The 26,989-nt window shown below is 73.0% G+C and carries 29 protein-coding genes and 1 pseudogene; 9 read left to right on the top strand and 21 right to left on the bottom strand.

From position 1 onward, the window contains the following. Positions 1–17 precede the first annotated feature (17 nt). The 9 genes from EWV39_RS05400 to EWV39_RS05355 all read right to left on the bottom strand — a co-directional run bounded on the left by EWV39_RS05400 (position 18) and on the right by EWV39_RS05355 (position 9,765). Entirely contained in the window at positions 18–752 is a 735-nt protein-coding gene (locus tag EWV39_RS05400; RefSeq protein ID WP_129657550.1) for an ABC transporter permease, read from the bottom strand. Continuing rightward, complete coding sequence (locus EWV39_RS05395) at positions 749–1,690, bottom strand: ATP-binding cassette domain-containing protein (protein WP_129659070.1); 942 nt, start codon at positions 1,688–1,690, stop codon at positions 749–751. Before EWV39_RS05395 ends, EWV39_RS05400 begins: the two co-directional genes overlap by 4 nt. Before the next feature lie 168 nt (positions 1,691–1,858). After that, the gene (locus tag EWV39_RS05390) at positions 1,859–2,485 is read right to left on the bottom strand and encodes a TetR/AcrR family transcriptional regulator (RefSeq protein ID WP_165313167.1); all 627 of its coding nucleotides are present in this window, start codon (positions 2,483–2,485) and stop codon (positions 1,859–1,861) included. Between the two features lie 55 nt (positions 2,486–2,540). After that, complete coding sequence (locus tag EWV39_RS05385; protein ID WP_129657546.1) at positions 2,541–3,965, bottom strand: MFS transporter; 1,425 nt, start codon at positions 3,963–3,965, stop codon at positions 2,541–2,543. A 199-nt stretch (positions 3,966–4,164) separates the two neighbouring features. Then, a complete protein-coding gene (locus EWV39_RS05375) occupies positions 4,165–5,430 on the bottom strand; it encodes a hypothetical protein (RefSeq protein WP_129657544.1) in 1,266 nt (421 codons plus the stop codon). A 257-nt stretch (positions 5,431–5,687) separates the two neighbouring features. Continuing rightward, positions 5,688–6,101, bottom strand: a complete 414-nt coding sequence (locus EWV39_RS05370; RefSeq protein ID WP_129657542.1) for a DUF779 domain-containing protein — start codon at positions 6,099–6,101, stop codon at positions 5,688–5,690. Further along, complete coding sequence (gene exaC / locus EWV39_RS05365; RefSeq protein WP_129657540.1) at positions 6,101–7,624, bottom strand: acetaldehyde dehydrogenase ExaC; 1,524 nt, start codon at positions 7,622–7,624, stop codon at positions 6,101–6,103. Before exaC ends, EWV39_RS05370 begins: the two co-directional genes overlap by 1 nt. Before the next feature lie 177 nt (positions 7,625–7,801). Further along, positions 7,802–8,518 carry a GTP pyrophosphokinase gene (locus tag EWV39_RS05360; protein WP_129657538.1) on the bottom strand — a complete coding sequence of 239 codons (717 nt, stop codon included), beginning with the start codon at positions 8,516–8,518 and terminating at the stop codon, positions 7,802–7,804. A gap of 269 nt (positions 8,519–8,787) precedes the next feature. Further along, positions 8,788–9,765, bottom strand: coding sequence for a DMT family transporter (locus EWV39_RS05355; RefSeq protein ID WP_129657536.1), 978 nt, complete (start codon positions 9,763–9,765; stop codon positions 8,788–8,790). Between EWV39_RS05355 and EWV39_RS05350 the strand changes: the two genes are divergently transcribed. Then, complete coding sequence (locus tag EWV39_RS05350) at positions 9,764–11,182, top strand: aminotransferase-like domain-containing protein (RefSeq protein ID WP_129657534.1); 1,419 nt, start codon at positions 9,764–9,766, stop codon at positions 11,180–11,182. The two genes, EWV39_RS05355 and EWV39_RS05350, sit on opposite strands and share 2 nt — an antisense overlap. A gap of 91 nt (positions 11,183–11,273) precedes the next feature. Here the strand turns inward: EWV39_RS05350 and EWV39_RS05340 are convergent, their stop codons facing one another. Then, positions 11,274–12,032, bottom strand: a complete 759-nt coding sequence (locus tag EWV39_RS05340) for a PIG-L deacetylase family protein (protein ID WP_129657532.1) — start codon at positions 12,030–12,032, stop codon at positions 11,274–11,276. 266 nt (positions 12,033–12,298) lie between these two features. On the opposite strand from EWV39_RS05340, the gene EWV39_RS05335 reads away from it, so the two are divergent. Next, positions 12,299–12,481 (top strand): hypothetical protein, encoded by a 183-nt coding sequence (locus EWV39_RS05335; protein ID WP_129657530.1) that lies wholly within the window; start codon positions 12,299–12,301, stop codon positions 12,479–12,481. A gap of 141 nt (positions 12,482–12,622) precedes the next feature. Here the strand turns inward: EWV39_RS05335 and EWV39_RS05330 are convergent, their stop codons facing one another. The 7 genes and pseudogenes from EWV39_RS05330 to EWV39_RS05305 all read right to left on the bottom strand — a co-directional run bounded on the left by EWV39_RS05330 (position 12,623) and on the right by EWV39_RS05305 (position 17,469). Beyond that, positions 12,623–13,024, bottom strand: coding sequence for a VOC family protein (locus tag EWV39_RS05330; protein WP_129657528.1), 402 nt, complete (start codon positions 13,022–13,024; stop codon positions 12,623–12,625). After that, positions 13,021–13,323, bottom strand: a complete 303-nt coding sequence (locus EWV39_RS05325) for an ArsR/SmtB family transcription factor (protein ID WP_129657526.1) — start codon at positions 13,321–13,323, stop codon at positions 13,021–13,023. The genes EWV39_RS05330 and EWV39_RS05325 overlap by 4 nt, the downstream gene beginning before the upstream one ends. 200 nt (positions 13,324–13,523) lie before the next feature. Beyond that, on the bottom strand, positions 13,524–13,709 hold the full coding sequence (locus tag EWV39_RS13955; protein ID WP_202864897.1) for a hypothetical protein: 186 nt from the start codon (positions 13,707–13,709) through the stop codon (positions 13,524–13,526). Positions 13,710–13,779: 70 nt separating this feature from the next. Next, positions 13,780–14,010: pseudogene (locus EWV39_RS14305) on the bottom strand (hypothetical protein); the annotation flags it as partial. Continuing rightward, entirely contained in the window at positions 13,979–14,440 is a 462-nt protein-coding gene (locus EWV39_RS05315; protein WP_129657524.1) for a MarR family winged helix-turn-helix transcriptional regulator, read from the bottom strand. The pseudogene EWV39_RS14305 and the gene EWV39_RS05315, both read right to left, overlap by 32 nt. Before the next feature lie 221 nt (positions 14,441–14,661). Next, a complete protein-coding gene (locus tag EWV39_RS05310) occupies positions 14,662–15,921 on the bottom strand; it encodes a metal-dependent hydrolase family protein (RefSeq protein WP_129657522.1) in 1,260 nt (419 codons plus the stop codon). A gap of 102 nt (positions 15,922–16,023) precedes the next feature. Continuing rightward, positions 16,024–17,469, bottom strand: coding sequence for an MFS transporter (locus EWV39_RS05305; RefSeq protein ID WP_129657520.1), 1,446 nt, complete (start codon positions 17,467–17,469; stop codon positions 16,024–16,026). Positions 17,470–17,542: 73 nt separating this feature from the next. Between EWV39_RS05305 and EWV39_RS05300 the strand changes: the two genes are divergently transcribed. From EWV39_RS05300 to EWV39_RS05290, 3 genes are all read left to right on the top strand, one after another. After that, entirely contained in the window at positions 17,543–17,836 is a 294-nt protein-coding gene (locus tag EWV39_RS05300; RefSeq protein WP_165313165.1) for an antibiotic biosynthesis monooxygenase, read from the top strand. A 32-nt stretch (positions 17,837–17,868) separates the two neighbouring features. Beyond that, on the top strand, positions 17,869–18,702 hold the full coding sequence (locus tag EWV39_RS05295; RefSeq protein ID WP_129657516.1) for a MurR/RpiR family transcriptional regulator: 834 nt from the start codon (positions 17,869–17,871) through the stop codon (positions 18,700–18,702). A gap of 104 nt (positions 18,703–18,806) precedes the next feature. Next, positions 18,807–19,445 carry an endonuclease gene (locus tag EWV39_RS05290; RefSeq protein ID WP_129657514.1) on the top strand — a complete coding sequence of 213 codons (639 nt, stop codon included), beginning with the start codon at positions 18,807–18,809 and terminating at the stop codon, positions 19,443–19,445. A 116-nt stretch (positions 19,446–19,561) separates the two neighbouring features. Here the strand turns inward: EWV39_RS05290 and EWV39_RS05285 are convergent, their stop codons facing one another. After that, the gene (locus EWV39_RS05285; protein ID WP_129657512.1) at positions 19,562–20,200 is read right to left on the bottom strand and encodes an HD domain-containing protein; all 639 of its coding nucleotides are present in this window, start codon (positions 20,198–20,200) and stop codon (positions 19,562–19,564) included. Between the two features lie 217 nt (positions 20,201–20,417). Here EWV39_RS05285 and EWV39_RS05280 point away from each other — a divergent pair, with 217 nt between their 5' ends. Continuing rightward, the gene (locus EWV39_RS05280) at positions 20,418–21,590 is read left to right on the top strand and encodes a calcium:cation antiporter (protein WP_129657510.1); all 1,173 of its coding nucleotides are present in this window, start codon (positions 20,418–20,420) and stop codon (positions 21,588–21,590) included. Positions 21,591–21,642: 52 nt separating this feature from the next. On the opposite strand, the gene EWV39_RS05275 is transcribed toward EWV39_RS05280, so the two are convergent. Beyond that, a complete protein-coding gene (locus tag EWV39_RS05275; RefSeq protein WP_129657508.1) occupies positions 21,643–23,196 on the bottom strand; it encodes an LTA synthase family protein in 1,554 nt (517 codons plus the stop codon). Between the two features lie 162 nt (positions 23,197–23,358). Next, positions 23,359–24,132 carry an AraC family transcriptional regulator gene (locus EWV39_RS05270; RefSeq protein ID WP_238148104.1) on the bottom strand — a complete coding sequence of 258 codons (774 nt, stop codon included), beginning with the start codon at positions 24,130–24,132 and terminating at the stop codon, positions 23,359–23,361. A 144-nt stretch (positions 24,133–24,276) separates the two neighbouring features. Between EWV39_RS05270 and EWV39_RS05265 the strand changes: the two genes are divergently transcribed. Both EWV39_RS05265 and EWV39_RS05260 read left to right on the top strand, forming a co-directional pair. Beyond that, positions 24,277–25,647: a CynX/NimT family MFS transporter gene (locus tag EWV39_RS05265; protein WP_129657506.1), complete on the top strand. Its 1,371-nt coding sequence runs from the start codon at positions 24,277–24,279 to the stop codon at positions 25,645–25,647. 88 nt (positions 25,648–25,735) lie between these two features. Beyond that, positions 25,736–26,329, top strand: coding sequence for a short chain dehydrogenase (locus EWV39_RS05260; RefSeq protein WP_129657504.1), 594 nt, complete (start codon positions 25,736–25,738; stop codon positions 26,327–26,329). 83 nt (positions 26,330–26,412) lie between these two features. Here EWV39_RS05260 and EWV39_RS05255 read toward each other — a convergent pair whose 3' ends face one another. Then, the gene (locus EWV39_RS05255) at positions 26,413–26,850 is read right to left on the bottom strand and encodes an NADPH-dependent FMN reductase family protein (protein ID WP_193554690.1); all 438 of its coding nucleotides are present in this window, start codon (positions 26,848–26,850) and stop codon (positions 26,413–26,415) included. Here EWV39_RS05255 and EWV39_RS14220 point away from each other — a divergent pair. Beyond that, the gene (locus EWV39_RS14220; protein ID WP_272947828.1) at positions 26,830–26,958 is read left to right on the top strand and encodes a hypothetical protein; all 129 of its coding nucleotides are present in this window, start codon (positions 26,830–26,832) and stop codon (positions 26,956–26,958) included. The two genes, EWV39_RS05255 and EWV39_RS14220, sit on opposite strands and share 21 nt — an antisense overlap. The last annotated feature ends 31 nt before the right edge of the window (positions 26,959–26,989 follow it).

Here is a 26,989-nt window from a genome sequence, read left to right as displayed (position 1 = left end):
GTGGCGGCCCCGCCGGGTCACGACGTCCGGCGGCGCAGCGTCAGCGAGCCGACGGTCACGGCGCCGACGACCCAGCAGGCGATGAAGAACACCCGCAGCCAGACGTACCCGGCATCCTCGTCGCCGGTCGCGACCGCGGTGAGCGCGTCGATCGCGTGCGAGAGGGGCAGCCAGTCACCGATCACCTCGAGCACGCCGGGGAGCTGCCCGCGGGGCAGGAAGATGCCGCCGAGCAGGATCTGCGGGAACACCAGCCCGGGCATGAACTGCACGACCTGGAACTCGGTGCGGGCGAAGGCGCTGGCGAGCAGCCCCAGCGAGGTGCCGAGCAGCGCGTCGGCGACGGCGACGACGAAGAGCAGGCCGACGGAGCCCTCGATCTCGAGGCCGCAGACCAGCGTCGCGTAGGCGACGGCGACCGAGGTCTGGACGACGGCCAGCAGGCCGAAGGCGAGCGTGTACCCGAGGATGAAGTCGCCGCGCCCCATCGGCATCGACAGCAGCCGCTCCAGGGTGCCGCTGCGGCGCTCGCGCAGCGTGGAGATACTGGTGACGAGGAACATCACGATGAAGGGGAACAGCGCGAGCATCGCCGGGCCGATGCTCGCGAAGACCTCGGTCTCGTCGAAGATCCAGGCCACGAGGCCGATGAGCAGGCTGGGCACGACCAGCAGCAGGACGATCGTGCGCGGGTCGTTGCGGATCTGCAGCAGCACGCGCCCGGCGGTGGCCAGCGTCCGTCGCGGCGTCATGGCGTCTCCTCCCCCTGGACGTCCCCGTCCCGTCCGCCCTGTGAGCGCGAGCGGGGTACGGCGTCGCGTCGATGGCGCGGGCGGTACCCGGGCGGGGTCACCTCCGGCGACGTCGGCCTCCCCGCCGCCCGCACGGCAGGCGCGTCTGTGCCGGAGGTGCCAACAGCGTCGGTGGTGCTGGCGGTGCCCACGCCGATGTCGGCGGCGTCGGCGGCGTCGGCGGCGTCGGCGGCGTCGGCCTCGATGATGCTGAGGAACGCCTCCTCGGCGCTCTGCGCGCCGGTGGACTCCAGCAGCTCCTCCGGCGTGAGGTCGGAGATGACCTCGCCCTCACGCATGAGCAGCAGGCGGTCGCAGCGCGTCGCCTCGTCCATGACGTGGCTCGAGACCAGCAGGGTCGTGCCGGTCTCGGCGAGGCCGCGGAAGATGTCCCAGAGGTCGGCGCGCAGGACGGGGTCGAGGCCGACGGTGGGCTCGTCGAGCACGAGCAGGTCCGGGGAGCCGAGCATGGCCGCCGCCAGCGAGACCCGGTTGGCCTGGCCGCCCGAGAGCGTGCGGGCGAGCTGGTCCGCCTGGGCCGTGAGGTCGGTGCGCTCGAGGACGTGCTCGACCTCGGCAGCCGGCGCGCCCCGGACGCGGGCGAAGTAGCGCAGGTTCGCCCGCACGCTGAGGTCCTCGTAGATGCTGGCCTGCTGGGTCATGTAGCCGACGCGGCCGCGCAGCGGCGCGCTCCCCGCGGGCCGGCCGAGCACGGTCACCGTCCCGTCCGCGACGACCTGCACGCCGACGATCGCCCGCATGAGCGTCGTCTTCCCGCTGCCGCTGGGCCCGAGGAGGCCGACGACCGCCCCGCGGGGCACCGCGAGGTCGAGCCGGTCGATCACGGTCCTGCGGCCGCGGCGGACCGTGAGGCCCCGCGTCTCGACCACGTTATTCATCATGTGATGAATAATGGCACCGGCCGACGCCGGGGTCAAGGGCTCGGGAATACGTCCTGGGAGGGGGCGGGCCTGCGCTCTCCGGTCAGGGGCCAGGGGCTGGGCTCCCCGGACAGCGGGTGGGCAGAGTGCGCCGGAAACGGCCCCCGCGGCCGTTGTCCCAGCCTCCTACCCGGCGATCCCGTCGAGGTGCGCCTGCACCGCCGGGGCAAGGCGGGCGACCGCGTCCTCGACCGGCAGCGATGCCAGGGGCTCGAGCCCCAGGACGTGCCTCATGATGAGGGCGCCCGCCAGCTGGCTCAGCACCAGCGTCGCCCGCAGGTCCGCCTCCTCGGCGTCGGCTCCCCCGGCCCGCAGCCGCCGCGCGATGGATCCCTTGATCTCGCGCATCAGGAACTGCCGGATGAGGCGGCCGGCGGCGGAGTCGCTGACGACGGAGCGCAGCATGGTCACCCCGACCGACTTCACACTCGTCCGCTCCCACGCCGTGAGCACCGCGCGCGCGATCGACTCGCCGAGGCGGGCGTCCGGGGCCTCCAGGCTGGGCCTGATGACCTCGTCGGGGCGGACGGGAAGCCTGACCACCTCGGCGAACAGCCCGGCCTTGGACTCGAAGTAGTGGTGGACCAGCGCCGAGTCAACCTGGGCGCGGCGGGCGATGCCGCGGATCGAGGCGGCATCGTACCCCTTCTCGGCGAACTCGGCGGAGGCGGCGTCGGCGATCGCCGCCCGGGCGTCGCCGGTGCGCGCCTTGCGCGGGCGCCCCCGCCGGCGGGGCTGAGATTCCGATTCCACCACGCTTCTCAGGATAGCGCGGCCGGCGCGGAACCGGCGGGCACGTGCGAGGCCGTCAGGACTCCGGCTCCCCCTGCTCCGCGCGACGGCGGGCCCGCTCGGCGAGCCGTTTCTCGTCGGTGTTGACCAGCAGCAGGAAGAGGATGCCCAGGGCCACGCAGACCAGGATGAAGATGAACGCCTGGTCCCAGCCGAAGCGCTGGACGATGAACCCGACGCCGGAGGAGGCCAGCGTCGCCCCGAGGGCGTAGCCGAACAGGCCGGTGAAACCCGCGGCGGTGCCCGCCACGTGCTTGGGCGAGAGGTCCAGCGCCTGCAGGCCGATCAGCATGACCGGCCCGTAGATGAGTCCGCCGATCAGCACCAGGGCCGTGTAGGCCAGCCACAGCGGCTCGTCGCGCGCCGGGAGCCAGTACAGCAGCACCGCGAGCCCCACGCCGACCAGGAAGAGCACGCCCGCCGGCGAGCGCCGCCCCTTGAACACCTTGTCCGAGACCCAGCCGCACAGCAGCGTGCCAGGGATGCCCGCGAGCTCGAAGACCGAGAAGCCCGCGATGCCCGCCCCGAGGTCCGCCCCGCGCACCTGGACAAGGTAGATCGGCGCCCACACCAGCACGCCGTAGCGCAGGGTGTAGACGAACACGTTGGCCAGGGCGAGGTTGATCATGGTCCGGTTGGTCAGGACGTGCTTGCGCACCCGCTCCCACGTGGACTCGGAGTCCTCGGCCTCGGTGGTCTCCACCTTGTCCGGGTTGTCCCGGTACTCCGCGATCGGCGGCAGCCCCTGCGAGGGCGGGTTGTCCCTGATCAGCAGGAAGGCGACGCCGGCCAGCACCACGCAGACGATCGACGGCGCCCAGAAGGCGGCCTGCCACTGGCCGAACGCCGAGATCGACGCCGCCGCGAGCAGGCCCGCGCCCGCCCCGCCGACGTTGTGCGCCAGGTTCCAGATCGCCATCTTGGAGCCGCGCTCGTTGGTCGAGAACCAGTGGACCACGACCCGGCCCGAGGGCGGCCACCCCATGCCCTGGAAGAGGCCGTTGAAGATCATGATGACCGCGAACAGGGCGACCGTGACGCTCAGCGCCGAGGAGAAGGCCAGCACGATGTTGGCGATCGCCGAGAGCACCAGGCCGATGGGCAGGAACCAGCGGGCGTTGGAGCGGTCGGAGATGATCGCGGTGAGGAACTTGCTGAAGCCGTAGGAGAGCAGGGCCGCGTTGGTGATCAGGCCGAGGCCGAAGGTGCTGAAGCCGTACTCGGCCTCCAGGATGGAGGCCACCAGCGGGACGTTGTTGCGGATGAGGTAGTAGGCGGCGTAGCCGATGAAGATGCCGAGGAAGACCTGGGTCCTCAGCCGAGGATACCGGTGCCGGACGGTCTCGGGATCGAGCTGGGGGCGCGGGGCGGGGACGGAGAGCCAGCCGGAACGACGTCGCCCCCCGGCCTCTCCCGCCTCATGGTGCGAGTGCTGAGTCATGCCCGCAAGGTACCACGCCCCGCGTCGCGGGGCGCCGGATGACGCCGGGCGTGCGAGGGGGGGGGAAAGGCGCCGGATGATATCGGCCGCGCGAAGGCGGGCAAGGGGCGGGTGCCGGATGACGCCGCCTGCGGACGGGCACGGTGCAGGAGGGCTCCGGATGCAGGGGCGGAGCCGGAGAGGGCGCCCGTGGGGCGCCTCAGAGCAACAGGCGCAGCACCGGCACTCCCCCGGCCGTCAGCAGGCACATCGCCGCCACGCTGCCGATGAAGGGGTGGAAGTCCACCGGCAGCAGCCGCGCGATCCTCCGGGCCAGGCTCGGGCCGATCACCGCGCCCAGCGCGCTGGCGGCCAGGATGACAGGCCAGCCGCCCCCGAGGTCGAGCACGGCGGCCGGGACGAGGGAGACGATCGGCACGAAGGTCGGGTACCAGCCCTCCGCCGACCACCGGTCGGCGTAGAGCCACACCGCCAGGCAGGCGGTGAGCAGCTGGGCGGCGAGCACGTCCGGGATCAGGGCGGAGACGCCCGCTCCCGCCGGCAGCGTCCACCACCAGCCCACCAGCATCCCGCCGATGAGGCCCAGCGAGGCCCACTCTCTGCCGTAGAACTGCGCCTCGGTGAAGTCCGCGAGCGCGCGGCGGGGTAGCCAGAGCGCGTCGTGCATGCCGAAGCCGCGGACCCGGCGCCGGCCGCGGCGGCGCCACCAGCGACGCCCTCCCGAGCCGGCCGCGCCCTGCTCGGCGATGAGGTTGGCCTCCACCTGGACGTCGCGGCGCGGCGGGAGCGGGGCGGGGGCCCGCATCCACGGCAGCGCCCGGCAGATCAGGAAGGACGCCAGCGCGCCGAGGGCCATGGCCGCCACGCTCCCGGTCACGCGCGGCAGGCCCAGCGGGTCTGCCGCGGCGGAGACCAGCAGGAGGGCGAGCGGCGGCGTCGTGAGGGTTCCCAGCACGGCCCCGGTCACGGCGGTGCGCCAGCCGGGGCCGTAGATCAGCACGATCGCAGGCGCGGCGGAGACGAAGGCCGAGAAGGCCGCCCCCCACTGCCCCTCCAGCCGCACCCGGCCCCACAGCAGGTCGGACAGGATCAGCGCGAGGCCTGCCGCGGCGAGCACCCACGGCCACAGCCTGGTGCCGTAGGCGACGTCGAACCCCCGCCAGCGCGAGCGCCGCGAGGCCGCCAGGTGGGCCGCCCCGGCGCCCGCGATCATCCCCAGCCCCGCCAGCGCGGAGCCGTAGAACTGCGGTGCGGTGGTCTGGGCGAGCAGGCCGGCGACGGCGTCGAACCATCCGGAGCCCGACGACGCCGCCTCCGCCCCGGCCGGCACCCCGGCCTCCGCGCCGTCCAACCGCAGCCGCGCGATCCGCAGCAGGAGGGCGTGGAGGAGCACGATGCCCGCCACGCAGGACGCGAGCGCGGGCAGCAGGGCGACGCGTCTGCGGGCCGAGGGGACGAGGGGCACGGTCGGGTCGGTTCTTCCTTCTCGGCGTGCCGCGGGCACGAGGGAGCATCGGGGCGGGGAAGGCCGGCGCGATGCTCCGAACGGACGCCTGCGGCCGCTCCCTTGGACGAGGTTAGCACCGCCGGACCGGCGCGCCCGGGCCGGGACGGGGGCGGCCCAGAGAGGCAGACCGGAGCGACCGGGCCAAGACAGGAGCGAGCCGGGGCGGAGCGGAGAGCCCGGACCGGGACAGGGGCAACCCGGACCGGGCCGAGCGCTCAGCCCATCAGCCGGCTGCGGATCAGGAACCTCTTGCCCTCCGGCGCCTCCACGGAGAAGCCGGAGCCCCGCCCGTCCACGACGTCGACCGTCAGGTGCGTGTGCCGCCAGTACTCGAACTGCTCGCGGCTCATCCAGAACTCGAGCTCGCCGAGCCGGGACCCGGCGTCGTCGTCCAGGTCGAAGACGCCGAGCAGCACGTCCGCGTCCCCGGACCGGAAGTCCCCGGTCGGGTAGCACATAGGCGAGGAGCCGTCGCAGCAGCCGCCGGACTGATGGAACATCAGCGGTCCGTGGATGTCCCACAGGGTCCGCAGCAGCCGGACCGCGGCCGGGCTCAGGGCGACCCGGGAGTCCCGCTCCCCCTCGACGGCGGGGCGGGACTCCAGGGCCTGCGGTGCGGCGTCGCCCATCAGAAGAACCCCTGCGCGTCCTCGGAGTAGGAGACCAGCAGGTTCTTCGTCTGCTGGTAGTGGTCCAGCATCATCAGGTGGGTCTCCCGCCCGAAGCCGCTGGACTTGTACCCGCCGAAGGCCGCGTGCGCCGGGTAGGAGTGGTAGTTGTTCACCCACACGCGCCCGGCCTGGATCTCCCGACCCGCGCGGTAGGCGACGTTGCCGTCCCTGGACCACACGCCGGCGCCGAGCCCGTAGAGGGTGTCGTTGGCGATGCCCATCGCCTCGGCGTAGTCGCCGAAGGTCGCCACCGAGACCACGGGCCCGAAGATCTCCTCCTGGAAGACCCGCATCGAGTTGCCGCCCCGGAAGATGGTGGGCTGGACGTAATAGCCGCCGGCCAGGTCGCCCTCGAGCTCCAGGCGGCCTCCGCCGGTGAGGACCTCGGCGCCCTCCTGGCGGCCGATGTCCAGGTAGGACATGATCTTCTCCAGCTGGTCGTTGGAGGCCTGCGCGCCCATCATGGTCTCGGTGTCCAGCGGGTTGCCCTGCTTGATCCTCTTGGTCCTCTCGACGACGGCGTCGAGGAAGTCGTCCGCGATGGACTCCTGGATCAGCGCCCGCGAGGGGCAGGTGCAGACCTCGCCCTGGTTGAGCGCGAACATGGTGAAGCCCTCCTGGGCCTTGTCCCAGTACGCGTCGTCCTGGGCCATCACGTCCTCGAAGAAGATGTTGGGGCTCTTGCCGCCCAGCTCGAGGGTGATGGGGATGAGGTTCTCCGAGGCGTACTGCATGATCAGCCGCCCGGTGGTGGTCTCGCCCGTGAAGGCGATCTTGCTGATCCTCTTGTTGGAGGCCAGCGGCTTGCCGGCCTCGGCGCCGAAGCCGTTGACCACGTTGAGCACGCCGGCCGGCAGCAGATCGCCGACCAGCTGCATCAGCACCATGATCGAGGCGGGGGTCTGCTCGGCGGGCTTGAGGACCACGGCGTTGCCGCCCGCGAGCGCCGGGGCCAGCTTCCAGATCGCCATCAGCAGCGGGAAGTTCCAGGGGATGATCTGGCCGACGACGCCGAGCGGCTCGTGGAAGTGGTAGGCGACGGTATCCTCGTCGATCTGGGAGAGCCTGCCCTCCTGGGCCCTGATCGCCCCGGCGTAGTAGCGCAGGTGGTCCACGGCCAGCGGGAGGTCGGCGCCGAGGGTCTCGCGCACGGCCTTGCCGTTGTCCCAGGACTCGGCGACGGCGAGCCGCTCGAGGTTCTCCTCCATCCGCTCGGCGATGCGAAGCAGGACCGCGGCGCGCTCGGCGGGGGAGGTCTTGCCCCAGGCGGGGGCCGCGGCGTGGGCGGCGTCGAGGGCGGCCTCGATGTCCTCGGCGGTGCCGCGGGCGATCTCGCAGAACACCTGGCCGGTCACGGGAGTGATGTTCTCGAAGTACCGGCCCTTGGCCGGCGGGGTCCACTCGCCCCCGATGTAGTGGTCGTAGCGGGAGTCGAAGCTGAGCAGCGATCCGTCGGTACCGGGGTTTGCGTAGACGGTCATTCGGCGTTCCTCCTGGTGTCGCGCGTCATTGCACTGTCCTGTGATTCTAGTCACCGTGGAGGGCGGGCGGCCAGGGGTCCCCGGTGGGGTCCTCGGCCGGGAGAGCCTGCGAACGGCTCCCCCGGCCGGGTTTCGAGCGGAGGGCCCCTCGGCGGGATCCGGCGGGCGGCTCCTCGATCAGGGACCGGTGCCTGAGCTGCGGGAGAGCTCCCACAGCCGCCGGAGCAGGGCGTCGTCGATCTCCGTGTCCGCGGGGCCCTCGGCCTCGCTCGGGGCGGGGCCGTGCACCTCGGTGTGCAGCTGCTCCATGCGGCGGTCGAGCTGCTCGGCCGCGGCCGCCGCCTCGGCGAGGTCGCTGGCGATGTGGTCCGGCACCTCCCCGGCGTGCTTGTAGAAGATCTTGTGCTCCAGGCTGGCCCAGAAGTCCATCGCGATGGTGCGGATCTGCACCTCCACGATCACGGGCACGGTGCCCGTGGAGAGGAAGACCGGCACCTCGATGATGGCGTGGAGGCTCTTGTACCCGTTCGGCTTCGGATCCGCGATGTAGTCCTTGATCTCCAGCACCCGGACGTCGTCCTGGGAGGTCAGCGCCTCGAGCACCCGGTAGGTGTCGGCGATGAACGCGCAGGTGATGCGGATCCCGCCGATGTCGGTGATGTGCCTCCGGATGGTCGCCAGCTCGGGGGCGATGCCCCGGCGGACGACCTTGCCGAGGATGCTCTCCGGCGTCTTCACCCGGGAGGTGACGTGCTCGATCGGGTTGTAGCGGTGCAGGTGGAGGAACTCCTCGCGGAGGATGGTCACCTTGGTGAGCACCTCGTCCACGGCGAAGCGGTACTCCATGAGGAAGCGGGTGAACTCCCCGCGCATCCGCCGGGCGAAGGCGACCATCGAGGCGTCCGGCGCGGGCGGCGAGCCCGCCCAGGGGTCGCCCCGGCAGGCCGCCCCGGCCGCTTCCTCCGCGGCGACGCTAGCCGCCCCGGGCCCCGCATCCGCTCCGGACGCATCGGGCCTCGCCTCTGCAGAGGGCCTCCCGGACCCCGCATCCGCCGGAGCCGCCTCGCGCTCCGCCTCCGCCCGCTCCGGATGACGACGCCGCCCGCCCGCCTCTGCCATGCTCTGCCTCCGATACGACTGCGCCTCAGGGATCCGGCTCCAGGCTATCGACCCGACTCTGCCGACGAGGGCACGGCCCGGCCCGATTCCGCGACGGGCCGAACGCCCCTGGCTCCGGCCCGGGCGCGCACGGCCAGCAGCGCGCAGCCCACCACCGCGACCCCGCCCAGGACAGTAGGCCAGGTGAGCTCCTCGCGCAGGAGCAGCGCGGCCCACACGATGCTCATCACGGGCTGGGCGAGCTGGATCTGGCTGACCCGCGTCATCGGCCCGATGGCCAGCCCCCGGTACCAGGCGAAGAAGCCGAGGTACATGCTCACCACCGCGAGGTAGGCGAAGGCGAGCCACTGGACCGGGGTCCCGGCCGGGGGCTCCTCGACGGCCGAGAGGAGGGTGAGGACGAGCATCAGGGGCGAGGCGAGGACCAGGGCCCAGGAGACGGTCTGCCAGGCGCCCAGCTCGCGGGCCAGCAGCCCGCCCTCGGCGTAGCCGACCGCCGCGGCGAGCACCGCACCGAAGAGCAGGAGGTCAGCCCAGTGCAGGGTGCCGAGGCCGCCGCCCTGCAGCGCGGCGAAGCCGAGCGCGGCCGCCGCGCCCAGGGCCGTGAACCCCCAGAAGGCCCGCGGCGGGCGCTCCTTGCCCCTCAGGACGGCCACGAGCGCGGTGGCGGCGGGGAGCAGGCCGGTGACCACCGCGCCGTGGCTCGCGGGCGCCGTCGTCAGGGCGTAGGAGGTCAGCATCGGGAAGCCGAGCACGACGCCGCCGGCCACGAGCGCCAGCCGTCCCCACTGCCGCCGGTCCGGCCGGCGCTGACGGGTGATAGCCAGCACGAGGGCCGCGAGGACCGCCGCGACCACGGCGCGAGCCGAGCCGATGAACAGGGGCGGGATCCCCTCGACCGCGACCCGGGTGAAGGGGACCGTGAAGGAGAAGGCGGCGACGCCGAGCAGGCCCCACCAGAGCCCGGCCCGGGAGGATAACGCTGTGGGTAATGTTGAGATAACGTTACTATTGTCTTTCATGAACAACGATAGCACTGAGCGGATCGCCTCGGCGCTGAGGGCCTGGATCGCCGAGGCGCCGGCCGGCGCCAGGCTGCCCTCCAACCGGCGGCTGAGCGCGGACCACGGCGCGAGCCCGGTGACCGTCCAGAAGGCCATGCGGATGCTCGCGGCCCAGGGGCTCGTCGAGAGCCGCCCCGGCGTCGGCACCTTCGTCCGCGCGCGGCGCCCGGCCCGGCCCGCGGACTACGGCTGGCAGACCGCCGCCCTGGGGCCGCCGCCCGCCCAGGGCCGGCTGCTCTCCTCGACGCAGCGCACCCTCGCCCCCGACCTCATCGGGCTGCACTCCGGCTACCCGGCGCAGGAACTGCTGCCGGGGCGGCTGGTCCGCGCGGCGCTCGCCCGGGCGGCGCGCACCGAGGCGGCCGGGACCCGCTCCCCACCTGCCGGCCTGCCGGAGCTCCAGGCCTGGTTCGCCGCCGAGCTCGCCGAGACGGCCCCGGCGGGGGCCACCGCTCCCAGCGACCGCGACGTGCTCGTCCTCCCCGGGAGCCAGAGCGGGCTCAGCTCGCTCTTCCGCGCGCTCGTCGGCCCGGGCCGGCCGCTGCTGATCGAGTCCCCGAGCTACTGGGGCGCGATCCTCGCCGCCCGGCAGGCCGGCGTCGTCCTCGTGCCGGTCCCCTCGGGGCCACGCGGGCCGGAGCCGGCCGAGGTCGAGCGGGCCCTGGAGCTCTCCGGCGCCCGCGCGTTCTACGCCCAGCCGACGTACGCGAACCCCACGGGCGCGCAGTGGTCACCGCGGCGCGGAGAGGAGCTGCTCGACGTCGTGCGGCGGCACGGGGCGTTCCTCATCGAGGACGACTGGGCGCACGACCTGGCCATCGACAGCGACCCGCGGCCGCTGGCGGCCCAGGACGGGGACGGACACGTGATCTACCTGCGCTCGCTGACCAAGAGCGTCTCACCGGCGCTGCGCGTCGCGGCCGTCGTCGCCCGGGGGCCGGCCCGCGACAGGATCCTCGCCGACCACGCGGCGGGGTCGATGTACGTCAGCGGGCTCCTGCAGGCGGCGGCGCTCGACGTCGTCGCCCAGCCCGGGTGGGAGGCGCACCGGCGGGGGCTGCGGCGCCAGCTCCGGGAGCGGCGCGACCTCCTGGCCGGGAGCCTGCGGGAGCACGCGCCCGCCGCGACCCTCGAGCACCTGCCGCTCGGCGGGCTCAACCTCTGGGTCCGGTTGCCCGAGGGCGTCGAGGCCGAGGGCTTCGCCCGCGAGTGCGAGGGGCGCGGCGTGGTGATCGCGCCGGGCGGCGAGTGGTTCCCGGCGGAGCCCGCCGGGGCCTACGTCCGCCTCAACTACTCCGGCCCGCGCCCCGAGCGCTTCCCGGAGGCGGCGCGGGTGATCGGCGACGTGCTCGGGCCGGTCGTCGGCCAGGGCTAGGGCAGGGCCGCCACCAGGGGCAAAGCCGGCTCCGGGGTCACAGCCAGGTCCAGGTCCAGGTCCAGGTCCAGGTCCAGGTCCAGGTGGGAGGCTAGCGCAGCCGGTGCGCGTCGAAGCCCATCGCCCGGGGCACCACGGCGGCCCTCCCCATGCCGGCGAGCATCCACGGGACGAACTCCGCGGGCGTGGGGTGGCCGGGCAGATCGGCGAGATATGCCTCGTGGGCCTCGAGCGAGGCCACGGCCCGCGCCTCGGCGTCCTCGTCCAGCGGCACGTAGCGGGTGGGCTCGCGGCCGGTCAGCAGCAGCCAGGTCGCGCCCCACGGCTCCAGGTCCTCCTCGTCCGCGAGCTCCGGGAAGACCCAGCGGTTCTCGGCGTCGCGCACGGCGTCGACGGCCGCGAGCCCGGCGGCCCGGTGATCGGCGTGGTCGAGGCCCCAGCCCACGAAGAGGTCGCCGGAGCCGGTCACCACCGCGTCGGGGCGGTACGCCCTGATCTCGCGGGCGATCGCCCGCCGCAGGGGCAGGCCGTACTCCAGCGTGCCGTCGGGGAAGTCGAGGATGGTGAGTCGCTCGACCCCCACGGCCTCCCCGGCCCGGCGCTGCTCCCGGGCCCGCAGGGGGCCCGCCTCCTCCGGCGGCCGTTTCATCCCGGCCTCCCCCGCTGTCAGCAGCAGGTAGGCCACGCCGACGCCGCGTGAGGTCCAGCTCGCGACCGCCGCCGAGGTGCCGTACTCGGCGTCGTCGGGGTGGGCCACCACCACCAGGACCCGCTCGATGCCCGCCTCGTCCAGGGGTTCGGGACCGGGCTCGGCGCGGTCCGCGGCCCCGTCCTCTGCGTTATCACTCATACCCCGAGCGTAGACCTCGTGCCGCTCTCGGTTCAGTGCGGCTCGGCGAGCCTCCTCGGAGCGAGGGCTCCTGCTGGTCGCGACCCCACCGGCCTGCTCGGCCTCGGAGCGTCCATGACGTGAGATTTCGGCACCCGCAGCATCGGGCGCCCGCCGTCCCAGGGGCGGGATCGAGCCCACACGGGGCGGTCCGGTCGGCGCCGGGGGCATGGTCTAGGGTGGGGTGCGGGGCCACCATCCGTATTCACCACTTTCTAAGGATGGCAATGGCAGCCGAAGCACACGAGGGTCTCCGGACCCTGCTGGAAGACGAGGCCGAAGGAGTACGACGGGCCCTCACGAGCCGGGACAACGCCATCCGGAACGCCTACTCGGCCGGGATGAGCGCGGAGGAGATCGCGTCCTGCACGGGTCTCGACGCCGTCAGCGTGAAGATCATCGTCTACTGATCGAGGTCTCTCGACAGATCTGCTGAAGCACGCGGGAGGCCCCCACCGGATCGGTGGGGGCCTCCCGTCTTCGCTCTGTCCGTCCGCCGCGCGGCAGGCTCCCCTCAGGAGCCTGGATCCGAGCGGAGCCCGCAGCCGGGCTCACCGGGACGAGGCCTCTGCATGATGCGCGATCTGGATGAGGTTGCCGCAGGTGTCGTCGAAGACCGCCGTGGTGACCGGCCCCATCTCCACGGGCTCCTGGGTGAAGCGCACCCCGAGGGCCCGGAGCCGCTCGCACTCGGCGTGGACGTCGTCGACGGCGAACTGCGCCGCCGGGATCCCGTCCCCGACGAGCGCCTCCTTGAAGGGCCCCACGGCGGGATGCCCGCTCGGCTCGAGCAGCAGCTCGACGCCGTCCGGGTCCTGGGACGAGACGACGGTCAGCCACCGGTCCTCGCCCAGCGGGACGTCGTGCTTCTCCACGAAGCCCAGCACCTCGGTGTAGAACCGTGCGGCCTTCTCCTGGTCGTCGACGAAGACGCTCGTCAGGTTGATCCTCATGTCGTTTCCTTTCGCGACCCCGCGGCGTCGCCGCCCCTGAGCCACCGCTGGACGATCGGCCCGAGCGGGTCGGTGTTGATGTAGTGGAACTTGCAGCGTCCCTCGCGCCGGACCTCGACCAGTCCGGCGTCCTCGAGGAGCCCGAGGTGCTGTGAGACGGCCTGGCGGGAGGAGCCGAGCCCGTGCTGGGTGAGCAGACGGGCGCAGAGCTCGAAGAGCGTCTGGCCGTCCCGAGCCGTCAGCTCATCCAGGATGATCCGGCGCGTGGGGTCGGCGAGGGCTTTGAAGACGTCGGTCACGCGGTCCATAATAGGCAAGCGGACACTTGCGTGTCTATGACGGGGACCCCTCGGCCCTCGCCTCTCGAGGGGCCCCCGCCCTCGCCGTCGTCACGCACCCGGCTCCCGAGCCGACTCAGCCGGGGCCGGGGAAGATAGGATGAGCCCGCCGCCGAGAGCGCGGTGCCCCTTGGACGCGCGTCCGGAACGCCCGGCGCCCCTCAGGAGAGGGGCCGCAGAGCGACGCGCAGGCCACCCTCCTCCGGGACGATCTCGCAGGCCCGAAGGTCCTCGACCACGACGTCGGCCTCGACCAGCTGCCCCGGCTCGTGGGAGGTGGCGACGGCGAGCACCCGCGCGCCGGCGGCCCGCCCTGCCCCGATGCCGGCCGGCGCGTCCTCGACCACCAGGCAGCGGTGAAGGGTCCACCCCGAGCCGCGCGGCCGCGGCCAGGTAGCCCTCCGGGTCGGGCTTGCCCGCTCGCACGTCCTCGGCGCTGACGAGGACCTCCGGCACGGGGATCCCGGCAGCCCGCAGGCGGTCCCGCATCAGCGTGCGCGAGCCGGAGGTGACGGCGGCCCAGCGTCCGGCGGGCAGGAGCGCGAGCAGCTCCGCGGCGGCGGGCAGGGCGACTCGCCTAGGATGAGAGGGCCCGGCGGTGGTGCGCGGCGGGAGGCTAAGCGCCTCTGCGGGGGCGCGGGGGCACATCGGGGCTCACGGCCTCGACCACCCGGCCCAGCAGGGCGAGCAGCTGGTCCTGCTCCTCGGGGCTCAGGGCCGCCAGGAGCCGGAACTGGGCGGCGCGGACCGCCTCGTCGAAGCCCTCGGTGAGGCGGCTCCCCTCCTCGGTGACGGAGAGGAGCTTCACGCGCGAGTCGCCCGGCGAGGGCGTGCGCGTGATGAGGCCCCGGTCCTCGAGCCCCTGCAGGAGGCTCGCGACGGAGGCCGGCGTGGTCCCGGAGGCCTCAGAGATCTCGCGGGCGATCACTCCGCAGTCTTGATGCTCCTCGATGTACCCGATCGTGAAGCCCTGCTGGCGGGTGAGCCCGCTGGTGCGCACCCGCTCGTCGGCCGCCGCCCGCTGGGCGAAGGCGATGGAGCGGATGGCGACGGAGAACTGCTCGGCGCGATCGGTCATAGGTAGAAACCTAACTGCCAAGACGCGACGACGCCGGTGCCGCAGGAGATCCTCTCTCCCGCGGCACCGGCGTCGTCACCGCATCGTCTTCCGACCCGCCGACCGGCGGACTCCCGCGACGTCCGGCTGGCGGGTGCCGTGACGGCTGGCGGGCGGGCACCGTGACCTCCGGCTGACGGGCGGCCGTCGCCTCTGACTGGTGAGCACCCCGCGGCGTCGGACTAACGCACTGCTGCGGCGTCCTCCGCTCGCGCGCCCGCCACGTCGGTCACGGCCCCGCCGTGGATCACGTGCCGCAGGTGCCGCTCCGGCGTCGTGAGGACCTCGACGCCCTGCTCCGGGTCCCCGTCCAGCACCAGCAGGTCGGCGAGGGCGCCCGGCGCGAGGGTCCCGATCTCCCCCTCCATGCCGAGCAGGCGCGCCGCGGTGCTGGTGGCGCTGCGGAGCACGTCCATGATCGGCAGGACCCGCGCGCGGATGGCGAACTCGTCGAGCTGACGGGTCTGCAGGTCGCCGAGCAGGTCGCTGCCGTAGACCAGGTTCACCCCCGCCCGGTGGGCCTGCTCGAGCGCGGCGACGGCCGCCGTGCGCACCTCGGCGAGCTTCTCCAGGGAGCCGGCGGACAGGCCGGAGGCCTCCCCCGCCTCGTACATCGCCTCGTAGGTGATGATCGTGGGCACCAGGAAGGCGTCCCGCTCGACGAGCAGCCGGATCGACTCCGCGTCGACGAGGTTCCCGTGCTCGACGCAGCGCACCCCCGCCCGCAGCGCCTGGTTCACCGCCCGCGGGTGGTAGGCGTGCACCGTGACGTACCGGTTGTGGTTCTCCGCCTCGACGACGGCGGCCCGGATCTCCTCCGGGGTGTACTGGACCGCGGAGATCTCGTCGGTCGGGGACGCCACCCCGCCGGAGACGACCAGCTTGAGGTGGTGGGCGCCCTTGCGGAACTCGTCCCGGGCGGCCAGGCGCACGGCGTCGGCGCCGTCGGCGATGCGGCCGAAGTCCGGCTTGAGCTCGCAGCAGCGGTACGAGTCGTCGGTGAGGGGCCGGAAGTCGCCGTGACCGCCGGTCTGGGAGAGCGCCTTGCCGCCGAAGATCAGCCGCGGGCCGACGGCGAGCCCCTCCCCCAGCGCGCGGGCCATGCCGTAGTCGGCGCCGCCGACGTCGCGCACCGTGGTGAAGCCGCGCCGGAGCATGTCCCCGGCCGAGCGCAGGGCCCGGACCGTGGTGTAGCCCGGCGTCCAGCTGGCCCGGTCGGCGGCGTCCGTCGAGGTCACCATGATGTGCACGTGGGCGTCGACCAGGCCCGGCATCACGGTGCCGCCGGCGGCGTCGATCAGACGCAGGTCCTCGGCGGCCGCCGGGGGCTCGCCCGTGCCGCTGCCGGCGATCCGCCCGTCGGCGACGTCGATCCAGGCCCCCTCCCTGCGCTCCCCGGTGGAGGGCTCGAGGGTGTGGGCGTTGATGATGCGGATGCGCATTGGGTCTCCTTAGGAGGTCGGCGCGGCGGAGGGTCGGCCCCTCCGGCGCGGGGTGCGTCGAGCTGCGGGCCAGACCCCGGTGGGGCCGGACCCGGGTCGGGATCAGGCTCGGGCCGCCTCGTCCTCGGCGGGCACGTCCTCGTTGAGGCTGCGCCCGGAGGTGCGCTCGCCGAAGACGACCACCACGACGACGGCGAGCGCCAGGGCCCCGACGAGGACGAGGAAGACGTTGGTGAACCCGATGACGGCGTAGAGGTAGCCGATGGCGACCGGGGCGGCGATGGCCCCCACCCGCCCGATGGCCGAGGCCGCGCCCATCCCCGTGGCACGGACCGAGGTCGGGTAGAGCTCCGAGGTGTAGGCGTAGTAGACGGCGGCGACGCCGTTGGTGAAGGCGGCCAGCAGGGCGCAGCCGAGCAGGAGCACCCCGTTGGTCTGAGCCAGGGCGACGATGACCGCGGAGACGGTGCCCGCCGTCGCGTAGATCGCGATGAGCCACTTCCGCTCCATCCGCTCGATCAGGACGCTCGCGAGGTAGTAGCCGGGGATCTGGGCGAGGGCGGTCACCAGGGCGAAGAGGAAGGACCCGGTGAGCGTGAAGCCCTTGGCCGTGACCAGCAGCGCCGGCAGCCAGGAGGCGAAGCCGTAGTTGACGCCGGTCAGGATGAACCAGAGCAGCCAGATCACCAGCGTCGTCCGGGCCAGACGGCCCTTCCACAGGGCGGCCAGCGGGGCGAGGGCGCCGCGCCGGGCGGGCTGGGGCTCGGCCGCGAGCGCCGCGCCGCCCACCGGGGCCGGGGCGGCCTGGATCTCCTCGCGAGGGCTGCGGGCGGCGGACTCCACTCCGCTGCGCCGCTCGAAGTCCTCGACGACCGTGAGGGCCTCCTCGTACCTCCCACGGGAGAGCAGGTACCGCGGCGACTCCGGCAGCGAGCGCCGCCACCACAGCAGCAGGACCACCGGCAGCGCGGTCACCACCGCGGCGATCCGCCAACCGACCTCCGGGTTGGGCGAGATGATCACCGGGGCGAGGACCCCGGCGAGGACGTACCCGAAGGCGAGGAAGCCGACGGTGCGGGCGACGAACCTGCCGCGCACGCGCGCCGGGAGGAACTCGGAGATGTAGGGGGTGATCAGCGCGGTCTCGGCGCCGATGCCGAGGCCGGCCAGAGCGCGCCAGACGAACAGCTCCGGCACGGAGTGCGCGGTGCCCATCAGCAGGCTGCAGGCGCAGAACACCAGCAGCGAGGTCATCATCAGCCGGCGGCGCCCGAAGCGGTCCGCCAGCACCCCGGCGACCACCGCGCCGACCAGGTAGCCGAAGAAGATCGAGGAGAGCAGCCACCCGGAGATCGAGGAGGGGATCGCCCAGATGACGATGAGCGCGGAGAGCGCGTACCCCATCAGCTGCCCGTCGAAGGAGTCGAAGGTGTAGCCGAGGCCGCCCATCACCATGAGGCGGCGGTGGGGCCTGCCGGGCTTCAGGTTGTCCAGTCTCGCGAGCAGCACGGCGTGCTGCGCAGCCGTCGGATCGGCCGATGTGGTCATGGTGGGCTCCGTTCAACAGGGATGTCGAATGCAACAGTAGATGCACATATAAGTGATGTGCAACACTTGGAACATGACAATTCTGACGATTCTCACCCTTCGGGTCCCCCGGGACCGCAGCGACGACGTCGTGCGCTACTACCGCAGCGCCCGCATCCTCGAGGAGTCCGGCGCCGCCTCTGCGCGTCTCTGCGTGGACGCCGAGGACTCCGGTAACGTGGTCGTCGTCGCGGAATGGCCCGACGCCGCCGCGTACGAGGCCTGGCAGGGCGCCCCCGAGCGCGAGGAGTTCTCGCGAGGGATCCTGGGCGCCGCGGGCGGCGCCGTGGATGCGGGCGGGCAGGTGCTCCAGGTCCTCGAGGAATGACGCACAGGTGAACGGAAGAGGGGCGCACCCGGGTGACGATCGATTCGATGCTCGCACAGCGGGCGGGACGGGCCCGCCTCGGCGCCCAGTCCGAGCGCGTCGTCCAGCTCCTGGCGCAGATGCCCCAGTTCGCCTCCTACGCCTCAGCGCGGGAGGTCGCCGAGCGCGCCGGGGTGAACGTCTCCACCGTGGTCCGCGCCGCCCAGCAGCTCGGCTTCGAGGGGTGGACGGATCTGCGCGGCACGCTCCGGGCGGAGTACCTCGGCTCGCTCGTGACCACCGGGGCCGAGCGTCCCGCCTCCTCCGACGCCGCGGCGCGGATGCTGCGCCAGGACGCGGCGAACCTCGCGGCCGCCGCCTCCCCCGCCAACGTCGAGGCCGTCCGCAGCGTCGCCGAGGCGATCCGCTCGGCGCGCCGCACCGTGGTGGTCACCACCGGCTCCGGCACCGGGCCCGGCCAGATCCTGTGCTACCTCGCCTCCATCTACGGGTACGACGTCCAGCTGGCCGCGGGGCCTGCCACGACCCAGGCGGTCTCCGTCTCCCAGATGGACGAGCGCGACTGCCTCGTGGTCCTCAACGTCTGGCGGCTCACCCGCGCCCTGCGCTCCCTGACCCGGCTCGGGCGGGAGAACGGGACCACGGTCGCCGTGCTGACGGACCTGCGCTCCTCGCCCCTGAGCGCGGACGCCGACCACGTGGTGCTCACCCCGATCGAGGGGATCGCCGCGAGCCCCTCGCTCACGGCCATGTCGGCGGTCGTGCAGGCCATCCTCGCGGAGCTGGAGAGCACCCCGACGCGGGCCTCCCTCGGCCGCGTCGAGCAGGCGTGGGAGGAGCTCGGCCTGATGGACGAGCAGGCCTAGCCCGGCGCCGCCCCGCCGTTCCAGGACCCCCCCCCCGCCGGGGGATCCGGCCCCGCCATCCCCCCGGCCTGTATCCGCCGCGGTCCATCTCATAGGATCGGCCCATGAGCACACGACGAGACCTCGTACACCGGCTGATGCGCGAGCACGGCCGTCCCTTCGCCGCCGACGCCTCGATCAGCCTGCGCGACAAGCCGGCTCCTCTCTGGCAGCTCCTGGTGCTCAGCCTGCTGCTGTCCACGCGGATCAGCTCTGACCTGGCCGTGGCCACCGCCCGCGAGCTGTTCTCCGCCGGCTGGCGAACCCCGCAGCGCCTCAGGGAGAGCACCTGGCAGCAGCGGGTCGACGCCCTGGGACGGGGCGGATACCGGCGCTACGACGAGAGCACCGCGACCCGCCTGGACGACGCCGCCGCGCTGCTGCTCGACCGCTGGAAGGGAGACCTCCGGCGCCTGCGCGAGGAGGCCGGGGGCGACGTCGGGCGCGTCTCCAAGCTCCTGCAGGAGTTCGACGGCATCGGCCCCACCGGGGCGAGCATCTTCCTGCGCGAGGTCCAGCAGGTCTGGCCCTCCGTGCGCCCCTACGCCGACGAGCTCGTGCTGAAAGGGGCCCGCGCCGCCGGGCTGCCGGACGACGCCGAGGAGCTGTCCCGCCTGGTCGACGAGGAGGACCTCGCGAGCCTGGCCGCCGCCCTCGTCCGGGTCGCGCGCGATCCGAGCCTGCTGGAGGACGACGCCGGCTGAGCCCGCACCGGCCTGCCGGCGGCCGTCGGCAGGCCCGGCCGCTCCTCAGGGAACGGCCGGATCCACCGCCGATTCCCCCTGCGCCCGCAAGCGTGGCGGAACCGACGTCCGACCCCCTACTCCGCCCAGGGATTGGAGCGGATGACCTCGACGAAGTCGTCCCGCTCGAAGCCGGGCATGAAGTGTGCCAGCACGTCGGCGTTGACGTTGCCGAAGGTCGTCTCGGGCCGGTGGTAGTTCCCCTCGGCGAAGGCCTGGAGGATCCGGTTCTTGAAGTCCGGGCGCGGGTGGGCGTCGGTGACGGCGCGCCGCTCCTCCTCGCTGAGGTCGTGGTAGCCGAACCCCAGCACGTCCGTCTCCACCCCGGCGGTGACCAGCTCGACCTCGCCGTCGAGGAACTCCGGGATCCCCGGCGTCGTGTGCAGGGCGACGCCGAGCCACACCCGGCGCGCGTCCCCTGGCGAGGCGCCGTGCTCGAGCATGAAGTCCCGGGCCGCGTTGGCGCTGTCCACCTCGAACCGGTTGTGCGAGTCCCGGTAGGCCTCGGTCAGGCCGATGTCGTGGAAGATCGCGCCGACGTAGAGCTCCTCCAGGTCCGCCTCGCGTCCACGCCTTCGCCCCTGCAGGGCGCCGAAGAAGAACACGCGGCGGGAGTGGTCGAAGAGCAGGTCGTCCTCCCTCTCGCGGATGAATTCGGTGGCGTCGGCGACCAGCGCCGTGTCGGGAACGGTGATGCCTGCGACCGTGGTCGTCATGGGAAGGGTCCTTTCCGTGGGCGATGCGTGCTGCCCCCAGCATCTCGTCCGCGACGCGGCGGGGCAATGGCTGGACGGTGCTGTGACGGGCAGGCCGAGGCGGCCTCGAGCCGCCCTCGGACGGAACCGGCGGGTCCCGCTACAATGGGAGCCGAACGACCCCGGCGGGACGACCCGACGGCGACGACACGAGCAGGGACGGCCCCGCAGAAAACGGATGCTCCCTTCCGTGCACCCTTCGTCCGCCCTCCGCTCCGTCCTCACGCCGCTCGTGATCCTCCGCCTCCTGCTGGGCTGGGGCGCCTTCGCCGCCCTGAAGATCTCCCAGCCGCTCCTGCCCGACCCCCTGCCGATGCCGGCGCTGCTCGCGGTCCTGGCCGGCATCGTCGCCGTGATCGTCGTGTGCGCCTTCGGCGTCGTCGGCCAGGCCGAGCACCTCGCCCGCCGCCTCGGCGACCCGTACGGCACCCTCGTGCTGACCCTCTCGATCGTGCTCATCGAGGTCGTCCTCATCTCGGCGGTGATGCTCGGGCCGGGCGAGCACGCCGTCATCGCCCGCGACTCCGTCATGGCGGTCTCGATGATCATCCTCAACCTGGTCGTCGGCGTCTGCCTGCTCGTCGGGGGCATGCGGCACCGCGAGCTGCGGCCGAACCGCGCAGGCGTCTCCGCCTACCTCTCGCTGCTGGTGGTCCTCCTCGCCGTCGCGTTCGCCCTGCCGGGGCTCATCGGCTCGGAGGGCTCGTACTCCGCGGGGCAGGAGGTGCCGATCATCGTGCTCACGGTGGTCCTCTACGCCTTCTTCCTCTACCGGCAGATGAGCGCCCAGCGCGAGGACTTCCAGGAGGTCGCCGCCGCGGAGGCCGCCGGTCCGGAGGGGCGGGGGGACGACGTCGAGCGCCCCTCGGTCCTCGGCGTCATCGCCCGGCACCGGGCCGAGGTCACGAGGCGAGCGGCGGTCCTCGTCGCGACGGTCGTGCCGATCGTACTGCTCTCGCACGACATGGCGGCGCTGCTCGACGACGTCCTCGGCCGCGCGGGCGCCCCCGCGGCGCTCTCGGGCATCCTCATCGCGATGATCGTCTTCCTGCCCGAGACCATCACCGCGGTCCGGGCCGCGCACGGCGGGGAGATCCAGCGCGTGAGCAACCTCTGCCACGGCGCCCTGGTCTCCACCGTGGGCCTGACCATCCCCGCCGTCCTCACCATCGGGCTCCTGACGGGGCAGGCCGTGGTCCTCGCCGAGACTCCCGCGAACCTGCTGCTGCTCGGGGTCACGATGCTGCTCACGGTGACCACCTTCACCGGGCGGAAGGTCACGGCCCTGCAGGGAGGCGCCCACGTCCTCCTGTTCGTGCTCTACGGACTGAGCGTGTTCTCCGCTCCGTGACCGGGAGCGTCTTCCTCCCCATCGCCGGCGGCGACGGGGAGGCGGCCCGGCGCTACTGCTCGGTGGCCTCCCCCACCCAGGCCTCCGCGTAGAACCGCGAGGACATGGAGTCCAGCAGCTCGGCGTAGGCGTCCGGATCCAGCGCCTGCGCGGAGTCCTCCGGGATCTCCGAGGTGAAGGCGGAGACGCCCAGGCCGGCCTCGTGGTCCTCCAGCTCCAGGCCGGCGGCCTCCAGCATGGTGGGGTACATGTTCAGCTGGTCCACGCGGGAGCGCAGCTTGGTGTTCTGCTCCTCGCCCGGGACCCACACGCGGTTGAAGATGGTGCGGTTCTCGTGGTCGTCCAGCTCCTCGTGGAAGGCGTCGCCGGCGCTCATGTGCTTGAGGTGGTCGCCCATGATCACCACGGAGGTGTCCTCCAGGTAGCCCTGGGCCTTCATGTAGTCCACGAACCCGGCCACCTGGTCCAGGGAGCAGGAGAAGACGGAGGTGACGTCGCTGTCGGTGTCCACGTCGCAGTAGTCGTAGACGTGCACCGGCTCGTGCGTGTCCAGCGTCAGCATGGAGAGGTTGAAGGGCTGGCCGGTCTGCTCGGACTCCGCGTGCAGCTCGTCGACCTTGTCCCGGGCGTGGGCCATCAGCCGCTCGTCGCTCAGGCCCCAGTCGCTGCGGAAGTTCTCCTCCGGCTCACCCGCGGCGCGCCAGTCGGAGAGGTCCAGGTCCTCGGTGTAGCCGTGGCTCTCCAGGAAGGTGTCCTTCCCGGCGAAGGAGCCGTTGGCCCCGCCCATGAAGACGTTCTTGTAGCCGTGGTCCGCCAGGACGTCACCCATGCAGCCGATCCCGCCCAGGTAGCTGGCGACGCCGCCGCCGAGCTCGTTGAAGGCGCCGCTGCCGGCCGCGGAGCCGGTGCCCTTCAGCGGCACCCCGCACTGCGTCGAGGTGAGGCCGGCCATGGTCCAGCCGCCGCCCTCGTACTGCTGGAAGTCCTCCACGCTCTGCCACCCGTCCGAGGCCTTGGTCGACTCCTGGAGGCCCTCGTAGGCGTTCTTCTCGAAGAGCTGGTCGTCCGCGAGGGTCGCCTCGCCGGACTCGAGGTAGATCACCACCATGTTGCGCTTGTTCGCATCATCGGTGATGTTCGGCTCAGCGTAGTAGTCCTCCACGTTGTAGTCGGAGTTCGCCGAGCGGATGTAGTCCTTCATGCCCACCGTGGTGCTGAAGGCGGTGGTGCCGCCGACGACCACCGCCGCGACCAGGACGGTGGAGAGGGCGCGCGCGGTCCAGCGGAAGCGGGGGGACCGCTGGTCCCCGGTGCGGCGCCGCTTGCGGCGCCGGGAGTACTGCCACAGGGCGATCCCGAGGGTGACGAGCACGGGCACGACGCCGAGCCCCAGGATGCCGGTCCAGACGATGGACCCTCCCCCGCCGTCGGTCTCCACCGAGACGAGGTTCAGGAGCATCTGCCCCACGGAGATCTTGCCCCAGTAGTAGCGGATGCCGAGCCCCGCGATCAGCATCACGAGCCCCGCCCAGATCAGGAGATAGACGACGACGCTCCCCAGGACGGCGCCGACTCGTCGAGTCGTGTGAAGATTCCGGCCAGACATGGCTAATACCTCGCGTTCCAGATGCCCGCAGGTTCGCCGAGCGCCCTTGACAATCAACCCGTTTTCGGGCCCATAGAAGCCTAATAAAGTTACGCTCTCGGTTCAACAGCGGTTTACCTGATCGTGGGGAGGCGTACACTCTGCTCGGCCTTGTCAGGCGCGTCACGTGCCGTGATGAGCAGCGTCATGAGCGCGCTGGTATCGGCCCGGCGTCTGGCCGACCAGCGCGGTGAACGCGTCGATGAAGGCGCTGGGATTGGCCCATCCGCAGGAGGTCGCGGTGTCGATGACGGAGGCGCCGTCGGCGAGCATCAGCAGGGCCCGGTGCACGCGCAGCTGGGTGCGCCACTGTCGGAAGCTCATCCCGGTTTCGGCCTGGAACAAGCGGCTCAGGGTGCGCTCGCTCGCCCCGACCCGGCGGCCCAGCTCCCCGAGGGCGGCGGGGCTGGCCATGTCCTCCTCGACCAGGTGCGTCACCGCCAGCAGCCGCTCGTCGTGCGGCTCGGGCAGGTGCAGGGGCTGCTCGGGCGCGGCGGCGAGCTCGTCGATGACCACCGTGCGGAGCCGGTCGCGCGCCGCCGCGGGCCGCTCGCTCCGCCCAGTGAGCGTCAGCATGGCCTCCCGTGCCAGGGGCGTCACGGCCAGCACCGCCGGGCGCTGCGGCAGGAGCTCGGCGAAGGAGCCGGCCATGAAGACGATGCGCATGTCCGTGGCCCCGTGGGCGCGGTGCTGGTGGGTGAAGCCGCGCGGTATCCACACGACCCGGTTGGACGGCGCGATCCACGAGCCGGCGTCGGTGACCATCGAGAGGACGCCGGCGGCGGGATAGACCAGGTGCCCCCCGCTCGTGACGGTGCGCTGGAGTGCGCTCGTCGTGGCCGAGGAGGTGGATCTGCTCGGGCGAGGGCGATTCGTGGCGGTTTTCAGGCATCGCAAGTCAGCCTACCGGTTGTACGCCCCCGCCCGCCCGGCCGAGCATGGAAGACGTCACGACGACGGGGCCGCACCCGCGCAGCACAGCACCCCGGCGGCCTCTCGCGCAGCACATCGACCCCTCGCACGCCCACAGGGAAGGACCCCATGGACCCGCGTCCCGCAGACATCCACCCGGCGGAGGCCTCCGCGCTGGAGGATTACCCCGTCCCCGGCGGAGAGCCGCCGGCCCCGGCGGAGATCGGCGAGCCCGCCGATCCCCCGCACGGCAGGCAGGCCCTGCTGCTGCTCGGCGTCGGGCTGATCCTGATCGGGCTGAACCTGCGCATCGGGGTCGCCTCCGTTGGGCCGGTCCTGGGCGAGGTCCGGGCCTCCCTCGGCCTGTCGGCGACCTCGGCGAGCCTGCTGACCACGATCCCGGTCTTCGCCTTCGGCGCCTTCGCGTTCCTCACCCCGGGGCTGACCCGGCGGATCGGCATGCACCGGCTGCTCGGGATCACGCTGCTCGTCCTGGCGGCGGGGATCCTGCTGCGCCTGCATCCGAGCCTGCTCGCCCTGTTCGCCGGCACCGTGCTCGTCGGGGCCGCGATCGCCGTGGGCAACGTGGTCATGCCGGCGGCGATCAAGCGGGACTTCGCCCACCGCGCCGGCCTGATGATGGGCCTGTACTCCACGGCCCTGTTCGTCGGGGCGGCCGTGGCCTCGGGCCTGACCGCACCGCTGCTGCCGGCCGTCGGCGGCAGCTGGCGGGCGGCCCTGGCCGTGTGGGCGGTCCCGGCCGTGCTGGCGCTGCTGGTGTGGATCCCGCAGCTGCGCCGTTCGCCGGGGCGCATGAAGACCAGCGACGCCGTCGCGGACGCCCCCACCGAGCGGGGCGAGCCGCCCTTCCGCGCGATCCTCGCCGATCCGGTCGCGATCGCGGTGACCGCGCTGATGGGCCTGCAGAGCATCAGCTACTACACCGCCCTGACCTGGGTGCCCACCATCCTGCAGGATGCGGGCATGGACGCCGGCGCGGCCGGCTGGATGCTGGCCTACTCGGCCTTCCCGGGCATCCTCGCCTCGCTGGTCACCCCGGCGCTGGCCGCCCGGATGCGCCCGGCCTGGCTGCCCGTGGCCCTGGCGGCCGTGCTCACCGGCGTCGCCTACCTCGGCCTGGCCGTCTTCGCCGCCGGTGGGGCCGTGGTGTGGATGACGCTGCTCGGGCTGGGCCAGGGCGCTTCGATCAGCCTCTCGCTGACCTACATCGTGTGGCGCTCCCCCGACACGCACTTCACCGGCCACCTCTCCACGATGTCGCAGGGCTTCGGCTACCTGCTGGCCGGGCTCGGCCCCATCGGGATCGGCGCCGTCCACGGCCTGACCGGCGGCTGGGCCGTGCCGATGATCGTCCTGGGCGTGCTCCTCATCGCCCAGCTGATCGCCGGGGTCCTCGCCAGCCGGCCCGTCCACGTGAGGGCGCGGGGCGCGGCCACCCGGAGCCGCGGGATCCCCGAGGCCGTGGACAGCGCACCCTGAATCGGCCATCCTGTGCGGGAGGTACCCCATCGCCCGGCCCCGCTCTGTCAGCCAACCCCACCCCCATCGACGATCAGGAGATCCCATCATGCGAGCACTCGTCATCGGCGCCACCGGCAACATCGGGAAGGTCGTCGCCGCGGCCCTCGAGGACCGCGGCCACGAGGTGGTCCGGGCCTCCCGGAGCTCCGGGCACGCCGTGGATGTCACCGACCCCGAGTCGATCCGCTTCCTCTTCGACGCCGTCGGGGAGGTCGACGCCGTCGTCGTCGCCCTCGGCTCCGTCCCCTTCAAACCGGTGACCGAGCTGACCCGGGGCGACTACGCGGCGGGGCTCACCGGGAAGACCCTGGCGCAGCTCGAGGTCGTCCGCCAGGCCCTCTCCCGGGTGCGGGACGGAGGGTCCGTCACCCTGACCACGGGCGTGCTCACCCGCGAGCCGATCGCCACCGGCGCGGCGGCAGCGGCGGCCAACGGCGCCCTGGAGGCCTTCGTCCCCACCGCCGCGGCCGAGGCCCCGCGCGGGGTGCGCGTCAACGCCGTCTCGCCGAACGTGCTGGAGAACTCGCCCCACTACCACCCGCTGTTCGTCGGCCAGCGACCGGTGGCGGACGAGGAGGTCGGCAGGGCCTACGTCCTCGCCGTCGAGGGGATCGTCAGCGGCAGGGTCATCGAGGTCTGAGGAGCACGAGCGGGGCCCCTCTCCTGCCGCGGGCGTTGCGCCGCGGCGGGAGAGGGGCCCTTCTGCCAGACGCTCTTCTCACCTCAGGCGCTGACCTGCTCCACCGGGCGCAGGGTGTCGGCGAACTCCGCGACGCGCCTGCCCTGCAGACGGGCGAGCGCCAGCACGTGCTCGTTCGGCGCCCCGTCCCCGGTGATGGCGCTGACACCGTAGGGGTTCCCGCCGGCGGCGTGGGAGAGCGGGTAGTCCACGTATCCGGTGGGGACGATGATCGAGCCCCAGTGGAAGAGGGTGTGGGCCAGCGCCAGCAGCGTCGCCTCCTGGCCGCCGTGCCGCTCCGTGGTGGAGGTGAAGACGGCGGCCGGCTTGCCCGCCAGCTGCCCGGCATCCTCGGGGCCCTCTCCGGATCCAGCGAGCTGGAGGAGCTGCGCCAGGACGCCGACGAGGCATTCAGCGCCCGCTGCCGCGCCGCGCTCACGCCGTTCTCCGCGAAGGGCCAGGTGCCCGACGCCGCCCTGCACGCGATCCTCGGCGCGGCGGACGGGCTCGCCCGCGTGATCGTGCTGGAGAAGATCGGCTTCGCCGAGGGGAAGGAAGCGCTGGGGGCGGTGGTGGCCGGCGTCGTCTGAGGCGAGGTCGCCGGCGCGCGCGGGTGCGCGC

Origin of the sequence: Rothia halotolerans (assembly GCF_004136635.1) — a bacterium.
Lineage (GTDB): Bacteria > Actinomycetota > Actinomycetes > Actinomycetales > Micrococcaceae > Rothia > Rothia halotolerans.
The sequence above is the reverse complement of the archived record's forward strand: the minus strand, read 5'-3'. Positions and strand labels throughout refer to the sequence as shown.